The following is a 16,235-nucleotide window of genomic DNA, read 5'->3' on the forward strand; positions in this document are numbered from 1 at the left end:
ACCCGGTCCGACAGACCGGCCGCGACGACGTTCTTGGCGACCCAGCGCATCGCGTAGGCAGCCGAACGGTCGACCTTCGACGGATCCTTGCCGGAGAACGCGCCACCACCGTGGCGGGCCATGCCGCCGTAGGTGTCGACGATGATCTTGCGGCCGGTCAGGCCCGCATCACCCATCGGGCCACCGAGCACGAACTTGCCGGTGGGGTTGACCAGCAGCCGCACATCGGCGACATCGAGACTGGGCAGCGACAGATCGGCCAGCACCGCGTCCACGACCTTCTCGCGGATATCGGGGGCGAGCAGGTTGTCCAGGTCGATATCGGCGGCGTGCTGGGTGGAGATGACCACGGTGTCCAGCCGGACCGGGCGGTCACCGTCGTATTCGATGGTGACCTGGGTCTTGCCGTCGGGCCGCAGGTAGGGCAGCACCCCGGACTTGCGGACCTCGGTGAGCTTGCGCGAGAGCCGGTGCGCCAGCGCGATCGGCAGCGGCATCAGCTCGGGGGTGTCGGTGGTGGCGTAGCCGAACATCAGGCCCTGATCGCCCGCGCCTTGCTGCTCGATCTCGTCGTCGGAGCCGCCGACGCGCGCCTCGTGCGAGGTGTCGACACCCTGCGCGATATCCGGCGACTGCGCGCCGATCGCGATGTTCACCCCGCAGGAGTTGCCGTCGAAACCCTTTGCCGAGGAGTCGTATCCGATCTCGAGCACCTTCTCCCGGACGATGCGCGGGATGTCCGCGTACGCCTCGGTGGTGACCTCACCAGCGACGTGCACCTGGCCGGTGGTGACCAGGGTTTCCACCGCCACCCGGCTGCGCGGATCCTCCGCCAGCAACGCGTCGAGGATGGAATCGCTGATGGCATCACAGATCTTGTCCGGATGACCCTCGGTCACGGACTCACTGGTGAATAGCCGACTGCCGGTCGTGCGCACAGTTGTTCCCTCTCCCTCAACGGGTTGCTCTTCTCGGTTTGCGACCCTAGCGCCGCATTGCCGCTGGTGCGATGCCTACGGTCGGCGACATCGCTCGTCGCGGCGGCAACGGTGCCACGCCGGGCGCGAACCCTGATCCCAGACTATTCCAAACCACCGACGCGCCGGCCCGCCGTCCCGGACCGCGGTCCCGGCTCGCGATGGCATCGTTCGATCTCCCGCACCCATTAGACGCTGCCGCCGGGCTGTCGCGCATGGAGTTGGCACGATTACCTCGCTCCCGCAAGGCATCTCGCGGTATCCATGGGCGGCGCCATGACCCATCGGCTCAGCTCAGCAGCGGCCCGAGCGCATCGAGCACCCGGCTGGCCAGCAGCGCCTTGGAACCGTGATCGAGTGCCTGCTCGGTGCCGTCGGCGCCGAGCAGCCAGCCGTCGTTGGTGTCTACTTCGAACGCCTTGCCCTCACCGACCGCGTTCACGACCAGTAGATCGCACCCCTTGCGGGCCAGCTTGGCGCGCGCATGGGTGAGCACGTCACCGTGCTCGTCACCGGTTTCGGCGGCGAATCCGACGATCGCGGTCCCCGGCAGCTGTCCGTCGGCGCGGGCCTGGACCAAACCGGCGAGAATGTCGTCGTTCTTGGTCAGGGCGATGGTGTCGGGTTCGCCGGCACCCTTCTTGATCTTGGCCGCGGCCACGTTGGTCGGCCGGAAATCGGCCACCGCCGCCGCCATGATCACCGCGTCCGCACCGGCCGCGTGCTTGTCCACCGCCGTCTTGAGCTGCTCGGCGGTGGTGATGTGCACCAGCTCGACGGCCGCGGGGGCCGCCATCTCGATGGTGTTACCCGCGATGAGCGTGACGTGCGCGCCGCGTTGAGCCGCGACCCGGGCCAAGGCGTAACCCTGCTTGCCGGAGCTGCGGTTGCCCAGGAAACGCACCGGGTCCAGCGGTTCTCTGGTACCGCCTGCGGTCACCACCACCCGGCGGCCCTCGAGATCACGCGGGATGGCGTCGGCGCGCTCGAGCAGCAGCGAGGCCAGGCCGAAGATCTCCTCGGGTTCGGGCAGGCGCCCCGGACCGGTGTCGGTGCCGGTGAGCCGGCCCGAGGCCGGTTCCATGACGTTGGCGCCGTGCGCGCGCAGGGTGGCGACGTTGGCGACGGTGGCCGGATGTTCCCACATCTCGGTATGCATCGCGGGCGCGAACAGGATGGGACATCGCGCGGTGAGCAGGGTGGCGGTGAGCAGGTCGTCGGCGCGGCCGGTGGCGGCACGCGCCATCAGATCGGCGGTCGCGGGCGCGATGACGACGAGGTCGGCTTCCTGACCGAGGCGTACATGCGGCACTTCGGGCACGTCGGAGAACACCCCGGTGTTCACGGGGTTACCGGTGAGGGCCTCGAAGGTGGCCTTGCCGACGAACTGCAGCGCCGATTCGGTGGGAATGACCCGGACCTCGTGCCCGGTCTCGGTGAAGCGGCGCACCAGCGCGCACGCCTTGTAGGCGGCGATGCCCCCGCCGACCCCGACAACGACCCGTGTGGTCATTGCGCCTCCTGTGTTGTGCGGGACACCAGCGCCCGATGTGCCCGGCGAGCCACGGTGCCGTGCACCGGCCTCACCGGGACGTGGTCACTCGCCTTCGGTGTGCTCGAGCAGGTCGGCGTGGATCTCACGCATGGCCACCGACAGCGGCTTCTCCTGCGCGATGGGCTCGACCAGCGGGCCGACGTACTCGAGGATGCCGTCGCCGAGCTGGTTGTAGTAATCGTTGATCTGACGTGCCCGCTTGGCGGCGTAGATGACCAGGGCGTACTTGGACGAGGTGCGCTCGAGCAGCTCGTCGATCGGCGGGTTGGTGAGGCCGATCGGAGTGTCGTAGGCGGGCGCGGAGATGGTGTCCGTACTGCTCACTAGGGGGGCTCCTGCGGGTTGTTGACCGATATTGTCGCGGACGGGTGTCACGAACTCGAATTTGTGCTAACGAACAACGATACCAACTGCTCGCAGGCGCTGGTCACCTCGTCGTTCACGATCACGATGTCGAACTCGTCACAAGCGGCCAGTTCGGTGCGCGCGGTCTCCAGCCTGCGCTCGATGACCTCCGGCGATTCGGTGCCACGCGAACGCAGCCGCGATACCAGCTCGTCCCAGCTGGGCGGGGCCAGGAACACCAGCAGCGCTTCCGGCATCGCCTTACGGACCGAGCGCGCGCCTTCCAGATCGACCTCGACCAGCACGGGCAGGCCTTCGGCCAGCGCCGCGCGGACCGGGGCGGCCGGGGTGCCCGAGCGCTGCAGTCCGCCGTGGATATCGGCCCATTCGAGCAGGTCCCCGGCCTCGATCATCGCGTCGAATTCCGCACGGCTGACGAACCGGTAGTCACGGCCGTCGACCTCCCCGGGCCGTGGGGCCCGGGTTGTGGCCGACACGCTGAACACCAGGTGCGGTAGGCGTTCGCGAACGCAGCGCACCACGGTGGACTTGCCCACGGCCGAGGGGCCGACCAGAACGACCAGCCGACCCTTCGTCATGTGTTCGACCACCGGCGGTTGTCAGGCGCCGACGTCGAACTTGGCCAGCAGGGCCTTGCGCTGCCGATCGCCCAGGCCGCGCAGACGGCGGGTGGGAGCGATCTCCAGCTCGGTCATGATCTCGGCCGCCTTGACCTTGCCGACCTTGGGCAGGGCTTCGAGCAGGGCCGACACCTTCATCTTGCCGATGATCTCATTGGTCTCGGCGTCGTTGAGGACACTCTTCAGGTCGGTGCCGCCACGCTTCAAGCGATCCTTGAGCTCCGCCCGAGTGCGGCGAGCGGCCGCCGCCTTCTCCAAAGCAGCGGCGCGCTGCTCGTCAGTCAGCTGGGGAAGGGCCACGGTTCCTCCGTCTCATCGTTCATTGCATCAACTACTGCCCAATTACCCGGCAGTGACAGCGACCGTACCCACGACTCCTGCCGATTGCGAACCCACCCCCCAGGTCAGCGCATGATTCGACGATGCCGTAGGGGACGCCGGGCGCAATGCCGAACCCGGCTCGCCCACCCTCCCGAACACCGGTTCGAATCGGCGAAACAGCCTGCGAGCAGGACGTTTTCGTACACGGGACGAATTAGCGGGCCGGTTGCCACAGCGTCGCGATCGCTCCCGGCAAACCCACACCCCCCCCGACCAGGAACTTTCTGGAAAATTTCTGCGTGTCGCTCCGGAATCGGGCGCGTGTCGCGTTCCGGGCATCCCGCGCGCACCTCGGACCACGTCAGGACCGTGCGCGGGTCTCGGCACCGGCCCGTGGCCTCGGCAGACGTATGACGCCGGGCCGGGCCGACCGGAAGCGCCGAGCAGGGGTATCGGCAGGCAGGAGCGTCTACGGGCGCTGCTGGCCTCGTGCCGGGTACTCGGCCCCCCAACTGACCACACAGCGTTTCAGCGGGCCGTCAGGGCACCAGCAACCGCACCTCACGCGCCGGCGCCGGACGCTCGGCACCGCACATGGATCAGGCCCGGCCCGAGGGGTGGGCGGGCCGGACCTGATGTCCCCCGCGAGCGCGAGGTGCTGTGATGGAAAACCGCCGGCTGTTGCCCCGCCGGAGATCCCCCGATCAACCTCCACAGCATCTCACCGCCGCGACGCCGATACCAGCACCTCGGCCGATGCGTCGCGGATGAGACACCCGTGTCGAAACCGTCGCCGGGCCCGCGGTGATCGGGTACCCGGGCGCGGGCTACCCCAGCAGGAAGCCGAATTCTTCCTGCAACGCCGTCATGCGCGCCCGTAGCGCCGGAACCGATGGCCCCTCACGCAACACTTCCCGCGAGGCATTGGGGACGACACCGTGCAATAGGTGCTCGGGTACGAGGCCGCGAATCGAGTCCGCTCCCCCGCCCTGCGCGCCGACCCCCGGCATCAGGATCGGCCCGTTCAGCGCGCTCAGATCCGGCGCTTCGGTGAGGGTGGCGCCGACCACGACACCGACGGAACCGAAGCCATCGCCGGTGTTGCGGGCCGCGGCGGCGTCGACGATCGTCTGGGCGATGGTGCGCCCGTCGCCCGCGGTGACCCGTTGCAGCTGCGCGCCTTCGGGATTGGAGGTCGCCGCCAGCACGAACACACCGCGGTGATTGGCCTGCGCCAGTTCGAGGGCCGGATCGAGGGAGCCGAAGCCGAGATACGGCGACACCGTCACCGCGTCCGAACTCAGCGGACCGTCGCCGAGCCAGGCGCGGGCGTAGGCGTCCATGGTGGAACCGATATCGCCGCGTTTGGCGTCGGCCAGCACCAGCGTGCCGGAATCACGCAACACCTCGATGGTGCGCTCGAGCACCCCGATCCCGCCCGCGCCATAGACCTCGAAGAACGCCACCTGCGGCTTGACCAGCGCGACGCAGCCGTCGAAGGCCTCCACGCAGATCTCGGCGAAGGCTTCCAGACCGTCGACGTCGTCGGTCAGGCCCCACTGGCCGAGCAGGCCGGGATGGGGATCGATGCCGACGCACAGCGGCCCGAACTGCCGCATCGCGTGCTGTAGCCGTTCGCCGAAGGTCCGCACCGATCCCGCTCCGCTCTCCTGATCGTGGCTCACCCGCGCAGTACCGCGTGCAGTTCCTGCAGCGAACGCACCCCGATGCCGCCGTTGATGCTGGCCTCGATGCCCTGCACGGCCGCAGCCGCGCCCTGCACCGTGGTGATGCACGGGATGTTCACGCCCACTGCGGCACTACGGATCTCGTAGCCGTCCACGCGGGGCCCGGAGTTGCCGTACGGGGTGTTGAACACCATGTCGACCTCGCCGTCGCGGATCTGCTCGACGATGGTCGGCTCGTCGGCCGGACCGGCCTCGGAGTGCTTGCGCACCCGCTCGCACGGAATGCCGTTGCGGCGCAACATCTCCGCGGTGCCCTCGGTGGCCAGGATGCGGAAGCCCAGATCGTTGAGCCGCTTCACCGGGAACACCATGGCGCGCTTGTCGCGGTTGGCGATGGAGACGAACACCGTGCCCTCGGTCGGCAGCGAACCGTAGGCCGCGGTCTGGCTCTTGGCGAAGGCGGTACCGAAATCGGCGTCGATGCCCATGACCTCACCGGTGGACTTCATCTCCGGCGAGAGCAGCGAGTCCACTCCGGTGCCGTCGGCCTTGCGGAACCGATGGAAGGGCAGCACGGCTTCCTTCACCGCGACCGGAGCGTCCAGCGGGACGTGCCCACCGTCGCCGTCGCCGGGCAGCATGCCCTCCTTGCGCAGATCGGCGATGGTGGCGCCGAGCATGATCCGCGCGGCCGCCTTGGCCAGCGGCACCGCGGTGGCCTTGGAGACGAACGGCACGGTGCGGCTGGCGCGTGGGTTGGCCTCGAGCACGTAGAGCACGTCGTCCTTGAGCGCGTACTGCACGTTGAGCAGGCCCTTGACCCCGATGCCCTTGGCCAGCGCCACGGTGGAGCGGCGCACGGCCTCGATATCGCTGCGCCCGAGGGTGATCGGCGGGAGCGCGCACGCCGAGTCACCGGAGTGGATTCCGGCCTCCTCGATGTGTTCCATCACGCCGCCCAGGTACACCTCGTCGCCGTCGCAGAGCGCATCGACGTCGATTTCGATGGCGTCTTCGAGGAAGCGGTCGACCAGCACCGGGTGCTCGGGGTTGAGTTCGGTGGCCCGGGAGATGTAGCCCTCGAGCGAGGTCTCGTCGTAGACGATCTCCATGCCGCGGCCGCCGAGCACGTAGGACGGGCGCACCAGCACCGGGTAGCCGATCTCGGCCGCGATCTTCTTGGCCTGCTCCACCGTGGTCGCGGTGCCGTACTTCGGCGCGGGCAGACCGGCCGCGACCAGCACGTCACCGAATTCGCCCCGGTCCTCGGCCAGGTCGATCGCGGCGGCGCTGGTACCGACGACGGGTACGCCCGCGTCGGTGAGCCGCTGCGCCAGGCCCAGCGGGGTCTGGCCGCCCAACTGCACGATGACGCCGGCGACGGTGCCGGATTCTGTCTCCGCGTGATAGACCTCGAGCACGTCTTCGAAGGTCAACGGCTCGAAGTAGAGCCGATCGGCGGTGTCGTAGTCGGTGGAGACAGTCTCCGGGTTGCAGTTGACCATCACCGTCTCGTAGCCGGCCTGCGACAGCGTCTGCGCGGCATGCACACACGAGTAGTCGAACTCGATGCCCTGACCGATCCGGTTCGGGCCCGACCCGAGGATGATCACCTTCTCGCGCTCACGCTGCGGCGCGACCTCCGATTCGGCGGCGGGATCGAGCTCGTAGGCCGAGTAGTGGTAGGGGGTCTTGGCCTCGAACTCGGCAGCGCAGGTGTCGACGGTCTTGAACACCGGGCGCACCCCGAGCCGGTGGCGCAGCGCGCGCACACCGCTCTCGCCGGCCAGTTCGGGGCGCAGCGCGGCGATCTGCCGGTCGGACAGGCCGTAGTGCTTGGCCTGGCGCAGCAGCGATTCGTCGAGCACCGGCGCGTCGAGCAATTCCTGTCGCAGCTCGACCAGGCCGGCGACCTCGGCGACAAACCATGGGTCGATGCCGGAGGCGGCGGCGACGTCGTCGATGCTCGCGCCCAGGCGCAGGGCACGCTCCACCTGATAGATGCGGCCTTCGGTGGGCACCCGCAGGTCATCGAGGATGGCGGTGATCGCGGCCTGGACGTCGGCGGGAGCGTCGGAGGCCGGGGCCCACTGTCCGTCGTCGGTGGTCCAGAATCCGGCGGACTTGGTCTCCAGCGAACGCAGCACCTTGCCCAGCGCCTCGGCGAAGTTGCGGCCGAGCGACATCGCCTCGCCCACCGACTTCATGGTGGTGGTCAGTGTGCCATCGGCACCGGGGAACTTCTCGAACGCGAACCGCGGCGCCTTGACCACGACGTAGTCGAGCGTCGGCTCGAAGCAGGCCGGGGTTTCCTTGGTGATGTCGTTGACGATCTCGTCGAGGGTGTAGCCGATGGCCAGTTTGGCGGCGATCTTGGCGATCGGGAAGCCGGTGGCCTTGGACGCCAGCGCCGAGGACCGCGACACGCGCGGGTTCATCTCGATGACGATCAGGCGGCCGTCGGCCGGGTTCACCGCGAACTGGATGTTGCAGCCGCCGGTGTCCACGCCGACCTCACGCAGGATGGCGATGCCCAGATCGCGCATCTTCTGGTACTCGCGATCGGTCAGGGTCATGGCCGGGGCGACGGTCATCGAGTCGCCGGTGTGCACGCCCATCGGGTCGACGTTCTCGATCGAGCAGACGATCACGACGTTGTCGCGACCGTCGCGCATCAGCTCGAGCTCGTATTCCTTCCAGCCGAGGATGGACTCCTCGATCAGGACGTTCGCGGTCGGCGAAGCGGCGAGGCCACCGCCGGCGATGCGGTCGAGGTCCTCGTCGTTGTAGGCCATGCCGGAGCCGAGGCCGCCCATGGTGAACGAGGGCCGCACGACCACCGGGAAGCCGAGCTCGGCGACGGTCTCGCGCACCTCGTCCATGGTGAAACAGACCCGCGAGCGCGCACTCTCACCGCCGACCTTGGCGACGATGTCCTTGAACTTCTGCCGGTCCTCACCGCGCTGGATGGCGTCGAAGTCGGCGCCGATCAGCTCGACGTCGTACTTCTCCAGCACGCCGCGCTCGTGCAGCGCGACGGCGGTGTTGAGCGCGGTCTGCCCGCCGAGGGTGGCCAGGATGGCGTCGGGACGCTCCTTGGCGATGACCTTCTCGACGAACTCGGGGGTGATCGGCTCGACGTAGGTGGAGTCGGCGAACTCCGGGTCGGTCATGATCGTGGCCGGGTTGGAGTTGACCAGCGACACCCGCAGGCCCTCCGAGCGCAGCACCCGGCAGGCCTGGGTGCCGGAGTAATCGAACTCGCAGGCCTGACCGATGACGATCGGGCCCGAGCCGATCACCAGGATGTGGTTCAGATCGGTGCGGCGAGGCATCAGGCTCCTTCCATCAGACCGGCGAAACGGTCGAACAAGTACGCGGCATCATGGGGGCCGGCGGCGGCTTCGGGGTGGTACTGCACGGAGAACGCGCGACCGTCGACCAGGCGCACGCCCTCGACGGTGCCGTCGTTGGCGCAGACGTGGCTGACCTCGGCCTTGCCGAACGGGGTGTCGAACTGTTCACCCCGCTCGCCTTCGAGGGCGAAGCCGTGGTTCTGCGCGGTGATCGAGATGCGGCCGGTCTCGTGCTCGACGACCGGGATGTTGATGCCGCGGTGGCCGAACTTCATCTTGTAGGTGCCGCGACCCAGCGCCCGGCCCAGGATCTGGTTGCCGAAGCAGATGCCGAACAGCGGCAGGCCGGCGCCGAGGATCTGGCGGGTGAGTTCGACCGCACCGTCCTGGGTGGCCGGGTCGCCCGGGCCGTTGGACAGGAACACGCCGTTCGGCTTCAGCTCCTGGATCTGGTCGAACGAGGTGCCCGACGGCACCACGTGCACCCGGATGCCGCGTTCGGCGAACATCCGCGGGGTGTTGGTCTTGATACCGAGATCCACCGCGACCACCGTGAAGCGGTGCTCGCCGGTGGGCTCGATGGTGTAGAGCCCGTCGGTGCTGACTTCCTCGGCCAGGTCCGCGCCGAGCATGGACGGCTGGCCGTTGACCCTGGCCACCAGTTCGTCGACGGTGGCGGCGACGGCGTCACCGCTGAAGATGCCCGCCTTCATCGAACCGCGGGTGCGCAGGTGCCGGACCACCGCGCGGGTGTCGATGCCCGCGATGCCGACGACGTCCTGACGCTCCAACTCATCGGGCAGCGTCCGGGTGGCGCGCCAGTTGGAGGCACGGCGCGCGGGGTCGCGCACGGCGTAGCCGGCGACCCAGATCTTGCCGGACTCGTCGTCCTCGTCGTTCCAGCCGGTGTTGCCGATCTGCGGCGCCGTGGCCACCACGATCTGGCGGTGATAGCTGGGGTCGGTCAGGGTTTCCTGGTAACCGGTCATCGCGGTGCAGAACACCGCCTCGCCCAGTGTCTCGCCGACGGCGCCGTAGGAGGTGCCACGGAAAACCCGGCCATCCTCCAGCACCAAGGCCGCTTCGTAATTTCCGCTCATCCCTCGTCTCCCGTCGTCATCTGTGCCCACGCCGGATACACCGTCTTGTCGTCTCCTCGGAAACCGGTATCGATCTCGGTTCCGGTCGGCAGCTTCCAGCGAATCACCAGCACACCATCTTCTGTCATCACCTTGCCCGCATGGCCGCGTTCGGTGCGTACCGCCGTGATCGATTCCTGCGGAATCCAGATCACCGACGCGCCGTCCCGCTCGAGCAGGATGCCTTTCTCGAACCGGGTGAGTTCGGCATTGGCCCGAAAGCCCAGGTCGCCGACCGCGATCCGGTCCTGCCAGCTCGGCGCCATGGTGCTGCCGAGGTAGAGGCCGGTGGTCGGTTCGAGCAGCTGAGCGCCCAGTTCCTGCGGCACCGGCGGCAGTTCGCCGATGCGCGCGGCCTGACGGGCGGCCCGGTTCTGCCAGCCCCGGTACATCAGGTAGATCAGCACCGCCCACAGCAGCGCCAGTCCGACCACCCACAGCGCGCGTTCCATTACGACTGCCCTCCGCTCCGCGCCGGCGCCGCGGCTACACCGTCACGGGCGGTGATCCGGCCGCGCAGCAAGGTGGTGGTGACCCGGGCGGGCAGCGTCATGTCCTGGTACGGGGTGTTGTCGGAGATGCTGGCGAGTTCTTTCGCTCGCACCGTCCAGCTCGCGTCCGGGTCGACAAGCACCAGGTTGGCCGGCTCACCGACCGCGATCGGCCTGCCGTGCTCGTCCAGCCCGACGATCTCGGCCGGACGCTCGCTCATCACCTTCGCCACCCCGCGCCAATCCAGCAGACCCGGGCGGACCATGGTCTCCACCACGATCGACAGCGCGGTCTCCAGCCCGAGCATGCCGGGCCGGGCGGCGGCGAACTCGCAGCACTTGTCCTGTTCGGCATGCGGGGCGTGGTCGGTGGCGACGCAGTCGACGATGCCCTCGGCCAATGCCTGCCGCAGCGCGATGGCGTCGGAAGCCTCGCGCAGCGGCGGGTTGACCTTGTTGACCGCGTCGTAGGTTTCCAGCCGCGAGTCGTCGAGCAGCAGATGATGCGGGGTGACTTCGGCGGTGATCGAGATGCCTTGCGACTTGGCCCATTTGACCAGCTCCACGGTGCCCGCCGTGGAGGCGTGGCAGATGTGGACGCGGGCGCCGGCATCGCGGGCCAGCAGGGCGTCGCGGGCGACGATGGATTCCTCGGCGGCGCGCGGCCAGCCGGCCAAGCCCAGTCGTGCGGCGGTCGGGCCTTCGTGCGCGACGGCGCCGACGGTCAACCGCGGCTCCTCGGCGTGCTGGGCGATCAGCACCCCCAGCGAGTTCGCGTACTCCAGGGCGCGCCGCATGATCAGCGGGTCGTAGACGCAGTGACCGTCATCGGAGAACATGCGCACGGCGCCGATACCGGCGGCCATGGTGCCCATCTCCGCGAGCTGCTTGCCTGCCAACCCCACGGTGACCGCGCCGACCGGGTAGACGTCGACCAGGCCGACTTCCTGACCGCGCCGCCACACGTGATCGGTGACCACATGCGAATCCGCCACCGGGTTGGTGTTGGCCATCGCGAAGACCGCGGTGTAGCCGCCGAGCGCGGCGGCGGCGGAACCGGATTCGATGGTCTCGGTGTCCTCACGGCCTGGCTCACGCAGGTGGGTGTGCAGATCGACGAAGCCGGGCAGCAGGACCTGGCCCTTGCCGTCGATGATCTCGGCGCCGTCGACGACGCCCAGGTCGGTGGCGATATCGCGGATCTCACCGTCGGTGACGAGCACGTCGACCGGCTCGCCCTCCCCGTAGACCAGCACGCCTTTCAGCAATACGGAGTCACTCACGCTGTTCCCTCCGGGCATGGGCGGGCGCCCTCCGTGGTTACGCACGCTGCCTCCTCCGGGCGCTGACCGCTCATGCCGCCGCCTCCTGAGTCCCCACCAGCAGCCGGAACAGCACCGCCATCCGCATATGCACTCCGTTCGTCACCTGTTGCAGCACCGCGGCCTTGGGTGAATCCGCCACCGACGACGCGATTTCCATACCGCGCAGCATCGGACCCGGATGCAGCACCACCGCGTGCTCGTCCAGCAGCGCCAGCCTGCGTTCGGACAGGCCGTAGTTCACCGCGTATTCGCGGGCCGACGGGAAGAACCCGCCGTTCATCCGTTCGGCCTGCACCCGCAGCATCAGCACCGCGTCGGCGCCGGGCAGTTCGGCGTCGAGGCTGTGCGAGACCCGCACCGGCCAGCCCTCGACCCCGGTCGGCAGCAGGGTGCGCGGCGCGACGAGCACCACTTCCGCGCCGAGCGTGGACAGCAGGAAGGCGTTGGAGCGGGCGACCCGGCTGTGCAGGATGTCACCGACGATCACCACGCGCCTGCCCTCGATTGTGCCGAGGCGCTGACGCAGGGTGAGCGCGTCCAGCAGCGCCTGGGTGGGGTGCTGGTGGGTGCCGTCACCGGCATTGATGACGGCGGGGACCGACCCGCCGGTGGTGAGTGCCCAGTCCTCGAACCAGCGCGCGATCTGATGCGCCGCACCCGAGGCCGGATGCCGCACGATCAGCGCGTCGGCGCCCGCGGCATGCAGGGTGAGCGCGGTATCGCGCAGTGATTCGCCCTTGGCGACCGAGGAGCTGCTCGCGCTGACGTTGATGACGTCGGCGCTCATCCATTTGCCCGCGACCTCGAACGAGACCCGCGTGCGGGTGGAGTTCTCGAAGAACACCGTCATCACGGTGCGTCCGCGCAGGGTCGGCAGTTTGTGGACCTCGCGGCCCAGCAGCGCCTGTTCGAAACGTTCGGCCTCGTCGAGCAGTTCGGTGGCGACCTCGCGGTGCAGGTCGGCGACCGTCAGTAGATGCCTCACGCTTCCTCCTGGTGCAGGTACACACCGTCGCGGCCGTCGTGTTCGGTGAGCAGCACCGAGATGTCCTCGGTGCGGGCGGTCGGCACGTTCTTGCCGACGAAGTCGGCGCGGATCGGCAGTTCGCGGTGGCCGCGGTCGACCAGGACCGCGAGCTGCACGGCGCGGGGGCGGCCGAGGTCGCGCAGACCATCGAGGGCCGAGCGCACGGTGCGGCCGGAGAACAGCACGTCGTCGACGAGGACGACGAGCGCGTCCTCGATGCCGCCTTCGGGCACCGAGGTGCGTTCGAGCGGGCGGTGCGGCCTGCTGCGCAGATCGTCGCGGTAGAGGGTGATGTCCAGCGAGCCGAGCGCGGGACGGACACCGGAGAATTCCTCGATCTTGTCCGCGAGCCGGGCCGCCAGGGTGGTGCCGCGGGTCGGTATGCCGATCAGCACCACGCGGGGCGCGGCCGGATCACCCGAATCCAGGGCGGTCTTCTCGATGATCTGATGCGCGATGCGCGCGATGGTGCGGCCGACGTCGGAGGGAGACAACAGTTCCCGTCCCGCCGCTACCCATGCCGGAGTGTGACGCTCCGAGGGGGCGCTCGCCCCGGCGGCGTCGCCGCTGCCCGCCGACGTCGCTTCGGCAGCGCCGGACGCGGCTGCCCGTTCTTCGGGCACAGCCATGCCGACCTCCTTCCCCGCCTCACCGGACGGTCCGTTAAAGGATGTCTTACGCCGAGCAGCCTATCAGCCCGCTGCGGCGGCCTTTCACCAGGTGAGGGCTGGGTCGGCGAGTGTGAGCGGGGACACCGGCCATCGCCTCGGGGCCGGTTGTGAGCCCGATAACGCAACCGGCCGACCAGGATTCGGCGTCGGGGCCCGAGGCCGTTGATCGGGATCGGGCGTCACCGTCGCCGGACACCAGCTCGCGCCGCGCCTGGTAGGACGGGGCGGCGACGACATCGTCGTCGACAGGCCGGACCGCGACCGAGCGTGCCTCATCGAACTGGCCGGGCAGGTACACCGCCGCGGCCCCACACGCGAGCGATGCCCTACTCCGATCAGGGCCGACAGCCGGTCAGCGCAGTGCCGAGGTTTCGGCGAGGACCTTGTCGCGGTGCTGATCGCGCAGCGCCTTGTGGTGCGGGCTGCGCCGGACCACCAGGTAGGCCAGTCCGAGCACCGCGAACCAGATCGGCGTCACCAGCAGCGCCTGCAGGGTGTCGGACTCCTGGGTGAGCGCCCAGATCAGGAACACGAAGAACGCGAGCACGGCCCAGACCATCGGGATACCACCGGGCATCTTGAACTTCGAGGCCTCGTGCAGGTGCGGGCGGCGGCGCCGGAAGGCCAGATAGCTGGCCAGGATCATGGTCCACACGAACATGAAGCACAGCGACGAGATCGTGGTCACCACGGTGAACGCCTCCACGATCGACTGTCCCGCGTAGAGCAGCACCACGCCGATCATCAGGAACGCGCACGAGAACCGCAACGCGTTGGCCGGCACCCGGCGCGGCGAGAGCTTGCCGAAGATGGCGGGTGCGTCGCCGTCACCGGCCAGGCCGTAAACCATCCGCGAGGTGGAGTAGATACCGGAGTTCGCGCTGGAGGTGGCGCTGGTGAGCACGACGAAGTTCACCACGCTCGCCGCGATCCCGAGGCCGGCCAGGCTGAACATCGCCACGAACGGGCTCTCGTCGGCCGAGACCTCCCGCCACGGCGTCACCGCGCAGATGACGATCAGCGCGCCCACATAGAACAGCAGCACGCGGACCGGAATGGAGTTCACCGCGCGCGGCAGTGTCCGCTCCGGATCCTTGGCCTCGGCCGCGGTGGTGCCGACCAACTCGATGCCGACGAAGGCGAAGACCGCGATCTGGAAGCCCGCGACGAAGCCCATCGGGCCCATCGGGAAGAAGCCGCCGTCGTTCCACAGGTTCGCGATCGAAGCGGTGCTGCCGCTGTCACCGGTGAAGCCGGTCAGCACCATCACCAGACCGGTCACGATCAGCGCGCCGATGGCGATCACCTTGATCAACGCGAACCAGAACTCGGTCTCGCCGAACGCGCGAACGGTGGGCAGGTTCAGCACCAGCAGCACCGCGATACAAACCAGCGCGGGAATCCACAGCGGCAGCTCCGGCCACCAGTAGGCGACATAACCGGCGATCGCGACCACGTCGGCGATACCGGTGACCACCCAGCAGAACCAATAGGTCCAGCCGGTGAAGAACCCCGCCCACGGACCGAGCAGATCACCGGCGAAATCGCTGAACGATTTGTAGTCGGAGTTCGACAGCAGCAGCTCGCCCATCGCCCGCATGACGAAGAACAGGAAGAACCCGATGATCATGTAGACGAGGATCACCGAAGGCCCCGCCAGCGAAATCGTCTTACCCGAGCCCATGAACAGGCCGGTGCCGATGGCGCCGCCGATCGCGATCAGCTGAATGTGCCGGTTGGCCAGCTGGCGACTCAGATGTCCGGGCCCCTCGGGTCCCCCCGCCGGATTCTCCTTGTCCCCCGAACCTCCGTCGCTCTGCAGCACGGCCATGGAACTCCCTCCGAATCAAGCGCGAAGAGCCCATTCGACCATCCGGCGACGGACGCGGGCCCGGCGGATAGGGTATGCACACGGGCTACTAGCACATATGTTCGAATAGCGTTAGGCTCTGTCGCATGTCCATGCCGCTACAGGGATCGCTGTTCGACGGGCTCGGCGAGACCGGGTTGGGGCCGCTGGCAGGCGTGCGCCGCACCCGTCTCGCCGCGGGCGCCTGGGTGGACCAGCTACCCGGTTGGCTCAGCGGAGCCGACGAGCTGTTCGAGCAGCTGGCGTCGGCGGTACCGTGGCGCGCCGAGCGGCGGCCGATGTACGACCGGGTGGTCGATGTGCCGCGGCTGCTGTGCTTCTACGACGAAGCCGACCCGCTACCCGACCCGCTGCTCGGTCAAGCCCGCCAGGCCCTCACCGCGCATTACCGGGCCGAGCTGGGTGAGCCGTTCCGCACGGCAGGGTTGTGCTTCTACCGCGACGGGCGCGACAGCGTCGCCTGGCACGGCGACACCATCGGACGCGGCGCCCGCAACGACACCATGGTCGCCATCGTGTCGCTGGGCGCGCCTCGCCCACTGCTGTTGCGGCCCAAGGGCGGCGGCGAGAGCCTGCGCTTCCACCCGGGCCACGGCGATCTGTTCGTCATGGGCGGATCCTGCCAGCGCACCTGGGAGCACGCGGTCCCCAAGACCCGCAAACCCGTCGGGCCCCGCATCAGCATTCAGTTCCGACCGCGCAACGTGCGTTGAGGTAGCGGGCGCCGGGTCACCCCGCGTCGATCACCGGGAGCGCGTTGCGCCCCAACGACCGCGGCACGATCGGTCGCCGCGGCCCGGCGCGGTAGCAGCTGTCGCGCGCCCCTCGC

General features: G+C 68.8%; 14 protein-coding genes. 1 reads left to right on the plus strand and 13 read right to left on the minus strand.

The features are described 5' to 3' along the window. The 13 genes from metK to cycA all read right to left on the minus strand — a co-directional run. Positions 1-938: methionine adenosyltransferase (gene metK, locus RJ05_RS14925; RefSeq protein ID WP_036537815.1), on the minus strand; the 938-nt coding region annotated here is incomplete at its 3' end. A 328-nt stretch (positions 939-1,266) separates the two neighbouring features. Next, complete coding sequence (gene coaBC / locus RJ05_RS14930; protein WP_036537816.1) at positions 1,267-2,490, minus strand: bifunctional phosphopantothenoylcysteine decarboxylase/phosphopantothenate--cysteine ligase CoaBC; 1,224 nt, start codon at positions 2,488-2,490, stop codon at positions 1,267-1,269. Positions 2,491-2,574: 84 nt separating this feature from the next. Further along, positions 2,575-2,856 carry a DNA-directed RNA polymerase subunit omega gene (gene rpoZ / locus RJ05_RS14935; protein ID WP_036537817.1) on the minus strand — a complete coding sequence of 94 codons (282 nt, stop codon included), beginning with the start codon at positions 2,854-2,856 and terminating at the stop codon, positions 2,575-2,577. A 47-nt stretch (positions 2,857-2,903) separates the two neighbouring features. Then, the gene (gene gmk / locus RJ05_RS14940; protein WP_051016591.1) at positions 2,904-3,476 is read right to left on the minus strand and encodes a guanylate kinase; all 573 of its coding nucleotides are present in this window, start codon (positions 3,474-3,476) and stop codon (positions 2,904-2,906) included. 21 nt (positions 3,477-3,497) lie between these two features. Beyond that, the gene (mihF, locus tag RJ05_RS14945; RefSeq protein WP_036537819.1) at positions 3,498-3,818 is read right to left on the minus strand and encodes an integration host factor, actinobacterial type; all 321 of its coding nucleotides are present in this window, start codon (positions 3,816-3,818) and stop codon (positions 3,498-3,500) included. Positions 3,819-4,666: 848 nt separating this feature from the next. Beyond that, the gene (gene pyrF / locus RJ05_RS14950; protein ID WP_036537843.1) at positions 4,667-5,491 is read right to left on the minus strand and encodes an orotidine-5'-phosphate decarboxylase; all 825 of its coding nucleotides are present in this window, start codon (positions 5,489-5,491) and stop codon (positions 4,667-4,669) included. Between the two features lie 29 nt (positions 5,492-5,520). Further along, entirely contained in the window at positions 5,521-8,862 is a 3,342-nt protein-coding gene (gene carB / locus RJ05_RS14955) for a carbamoyl-phosphate synthase large subunit (protein WP_036537820.1), read from the minus strand. Continuing rightward, positions 8,862-9,983, minus strand: a complete 1,122-nt coding sequence (carA, locus tag RJ05_RS14960; protein ID WP_036537821.1) for a glutamine-hydrolyzing carbamoyl-phosphate synthase small subunit — start codon at positions 9,981-9,983, stop codon at positions 8,862-8,864. Before carA ends, carB begins: the two co-directional genes overlap by 1 nt. Next, the gene (locus RJ05_RS14965) at positions 9,980-10,474 is read right to left on the minus strand and encodes a PH-like domain-containing protein (protein WP_036537822.1); all 495 of its coding nucleotides are present in this window, start codon (positions 10,472-10,474) and stop codon (positions 9,980-9,982) included. Before RJ05_RS14965 ends, carA begins: the two co-directional genes overlap by 4 nt. Next, positions 10,474-11,814 (minus strand): dihydroorotase, encoded by a 1,341-nt coding sequence (locus RJ05_RS14970; RefSeq protein ID WP_036537823.1) that lies wholly within the window; start codon positions 11,812-11,814, stop codon positions 10,474-10,476. The genes RJ05_RS14965 and RJ05_RS14970 overlap by 1 nt, the downstream gene beginning before the upstream one ends. A gap of 52 nt (positions 11,815-11,866) precedes the next feature. Beyond that, entirely contained in the window at positions 11,867-12,823 is a 957-nt protein-coding gene (locus RJ05_RS14975; RefSeq protein ID WP_036537824.1) for an aspartate carbamoyltransferase catalytic subunit, read from the minus strand. Beyond that, positions 12,820-13,494 (minus strand): bifunctional pyr operon transcriptional regulator/uracil phosphoribosyltransferase PyrR, encoded by a 675-nt coding sequence (gene pyrR, locus RJ05_RS14980; protein WP_036537825.1) that lies wholly within the window; start codon positions 13,492-13,494, stop codon positions 12,820-12,822. Before pyrR ends, RJ05_RS14975 begins: the two co-directional genes overlap by 4 nt. Before the next feature lie 394 nt (positions 13,495-13,888). Beyond that, positions 13,889-15,367 (minus strand): D-serine/D-alanine/glycine transporter, encoded by a 1,479-nt coding sequence (cycA, locus tag RJ05_RS14990; protein ID WP_036537827.1) that lies wholly within the window; start codon positions 15,365-15,367, stop codon positions 13,889-13,891. A 125-nt stretch (positions 15,368-15,492) separates the two neighbouring features. Between cycA and RJ05_RS14995 the strand changes: the two genes are divergently transcribed. After that, a complete protein-coding gene (locus tag RJ05_RS14995) occupies positions 15,493-16,119 on the plus strand; it encodes an alpha-ketoglutarate-dependent dioxygenase AlkB (RefSeq protein ID WP_036537828.1) in 627 nt (208 codons plus the stop codon). Positions 16,120-16,235 lie beyond the last annotated feature (116 nt).

Origin of the sequence: Nocardia cyriacigeorgica NBRC 100375 (assembly GCF_000308555.1) — a bacterium.
In the GTDB taxonomy this organism is placed as follows: domain Bacteria; phylum Actinomycetota; class Actinomycetes; order Mycobacteriales; family Mycobacteriaceae; genus Nocardia; species Nocardia cyriacigeorgica.

Coding starts and splice junctions, on each gene's coding strand:
- coaBC (WP_036537816.1), bottom strand. CDS start 2,490: ATGACCACACGGGTCGTTGTCGGGGTCGGCGGGGGCATCGCCGCCTAC.
- gmk (WP_051016591.1), bottom strand. CDS start 3,476: ATGACGAAGGGTCGGCTGGTCGTTCTGGTCGGCCCCTCGGCCGTGGGC.
- carB (WP_036537820.1), bottom strand. CDS start 8,862: ATGCCTCGCCGCACCGATCTGAACCACATCCTGGTGATCGGCTCGGGC.
- carA (WP_036537821.1), bottom strand. CDS start 9,983: ATGAGCGGAAATTACGAAGCGGCCTTGGTGCTGGAGGATGGCCGGGTT.
- RJ05_RS14965 (WP_036537822.1), bottom strand. CDS start 10,474: ATGGAACGCGCGCTGTGGGTGGTCGGACTGGCGCTGCTGTGGGCGGTG.
- RJ05_RS14970 (WP_036537823.1), bottom strand. CDS start 11,814: ATGCCCGGAGGGAACAGCGTGAGTGACTCCGTATTGCTGAAAGGCGTG.
- pyrR (WP_036537825.1), bottom strand. CDS start 13,494: ATGGCTGTGCCCGAAGAACGGGCAGCCGCGTCCGGCGCTGCCGAAGCG.
- cycA (WP_036537827.1), bottom strand. CDS start 15,367: ATGGCCGTGCTGCAGAGCGACGGAGGTTCGGGGGACAAGGAGAATCCG.
- RJ05_RS14995 (WP_036537828.1), top strand. CDS start 15,493: ATGTCCATGCCGCTACAGGGATCGCTGTTCGACGGGCTCGGCGAGACC.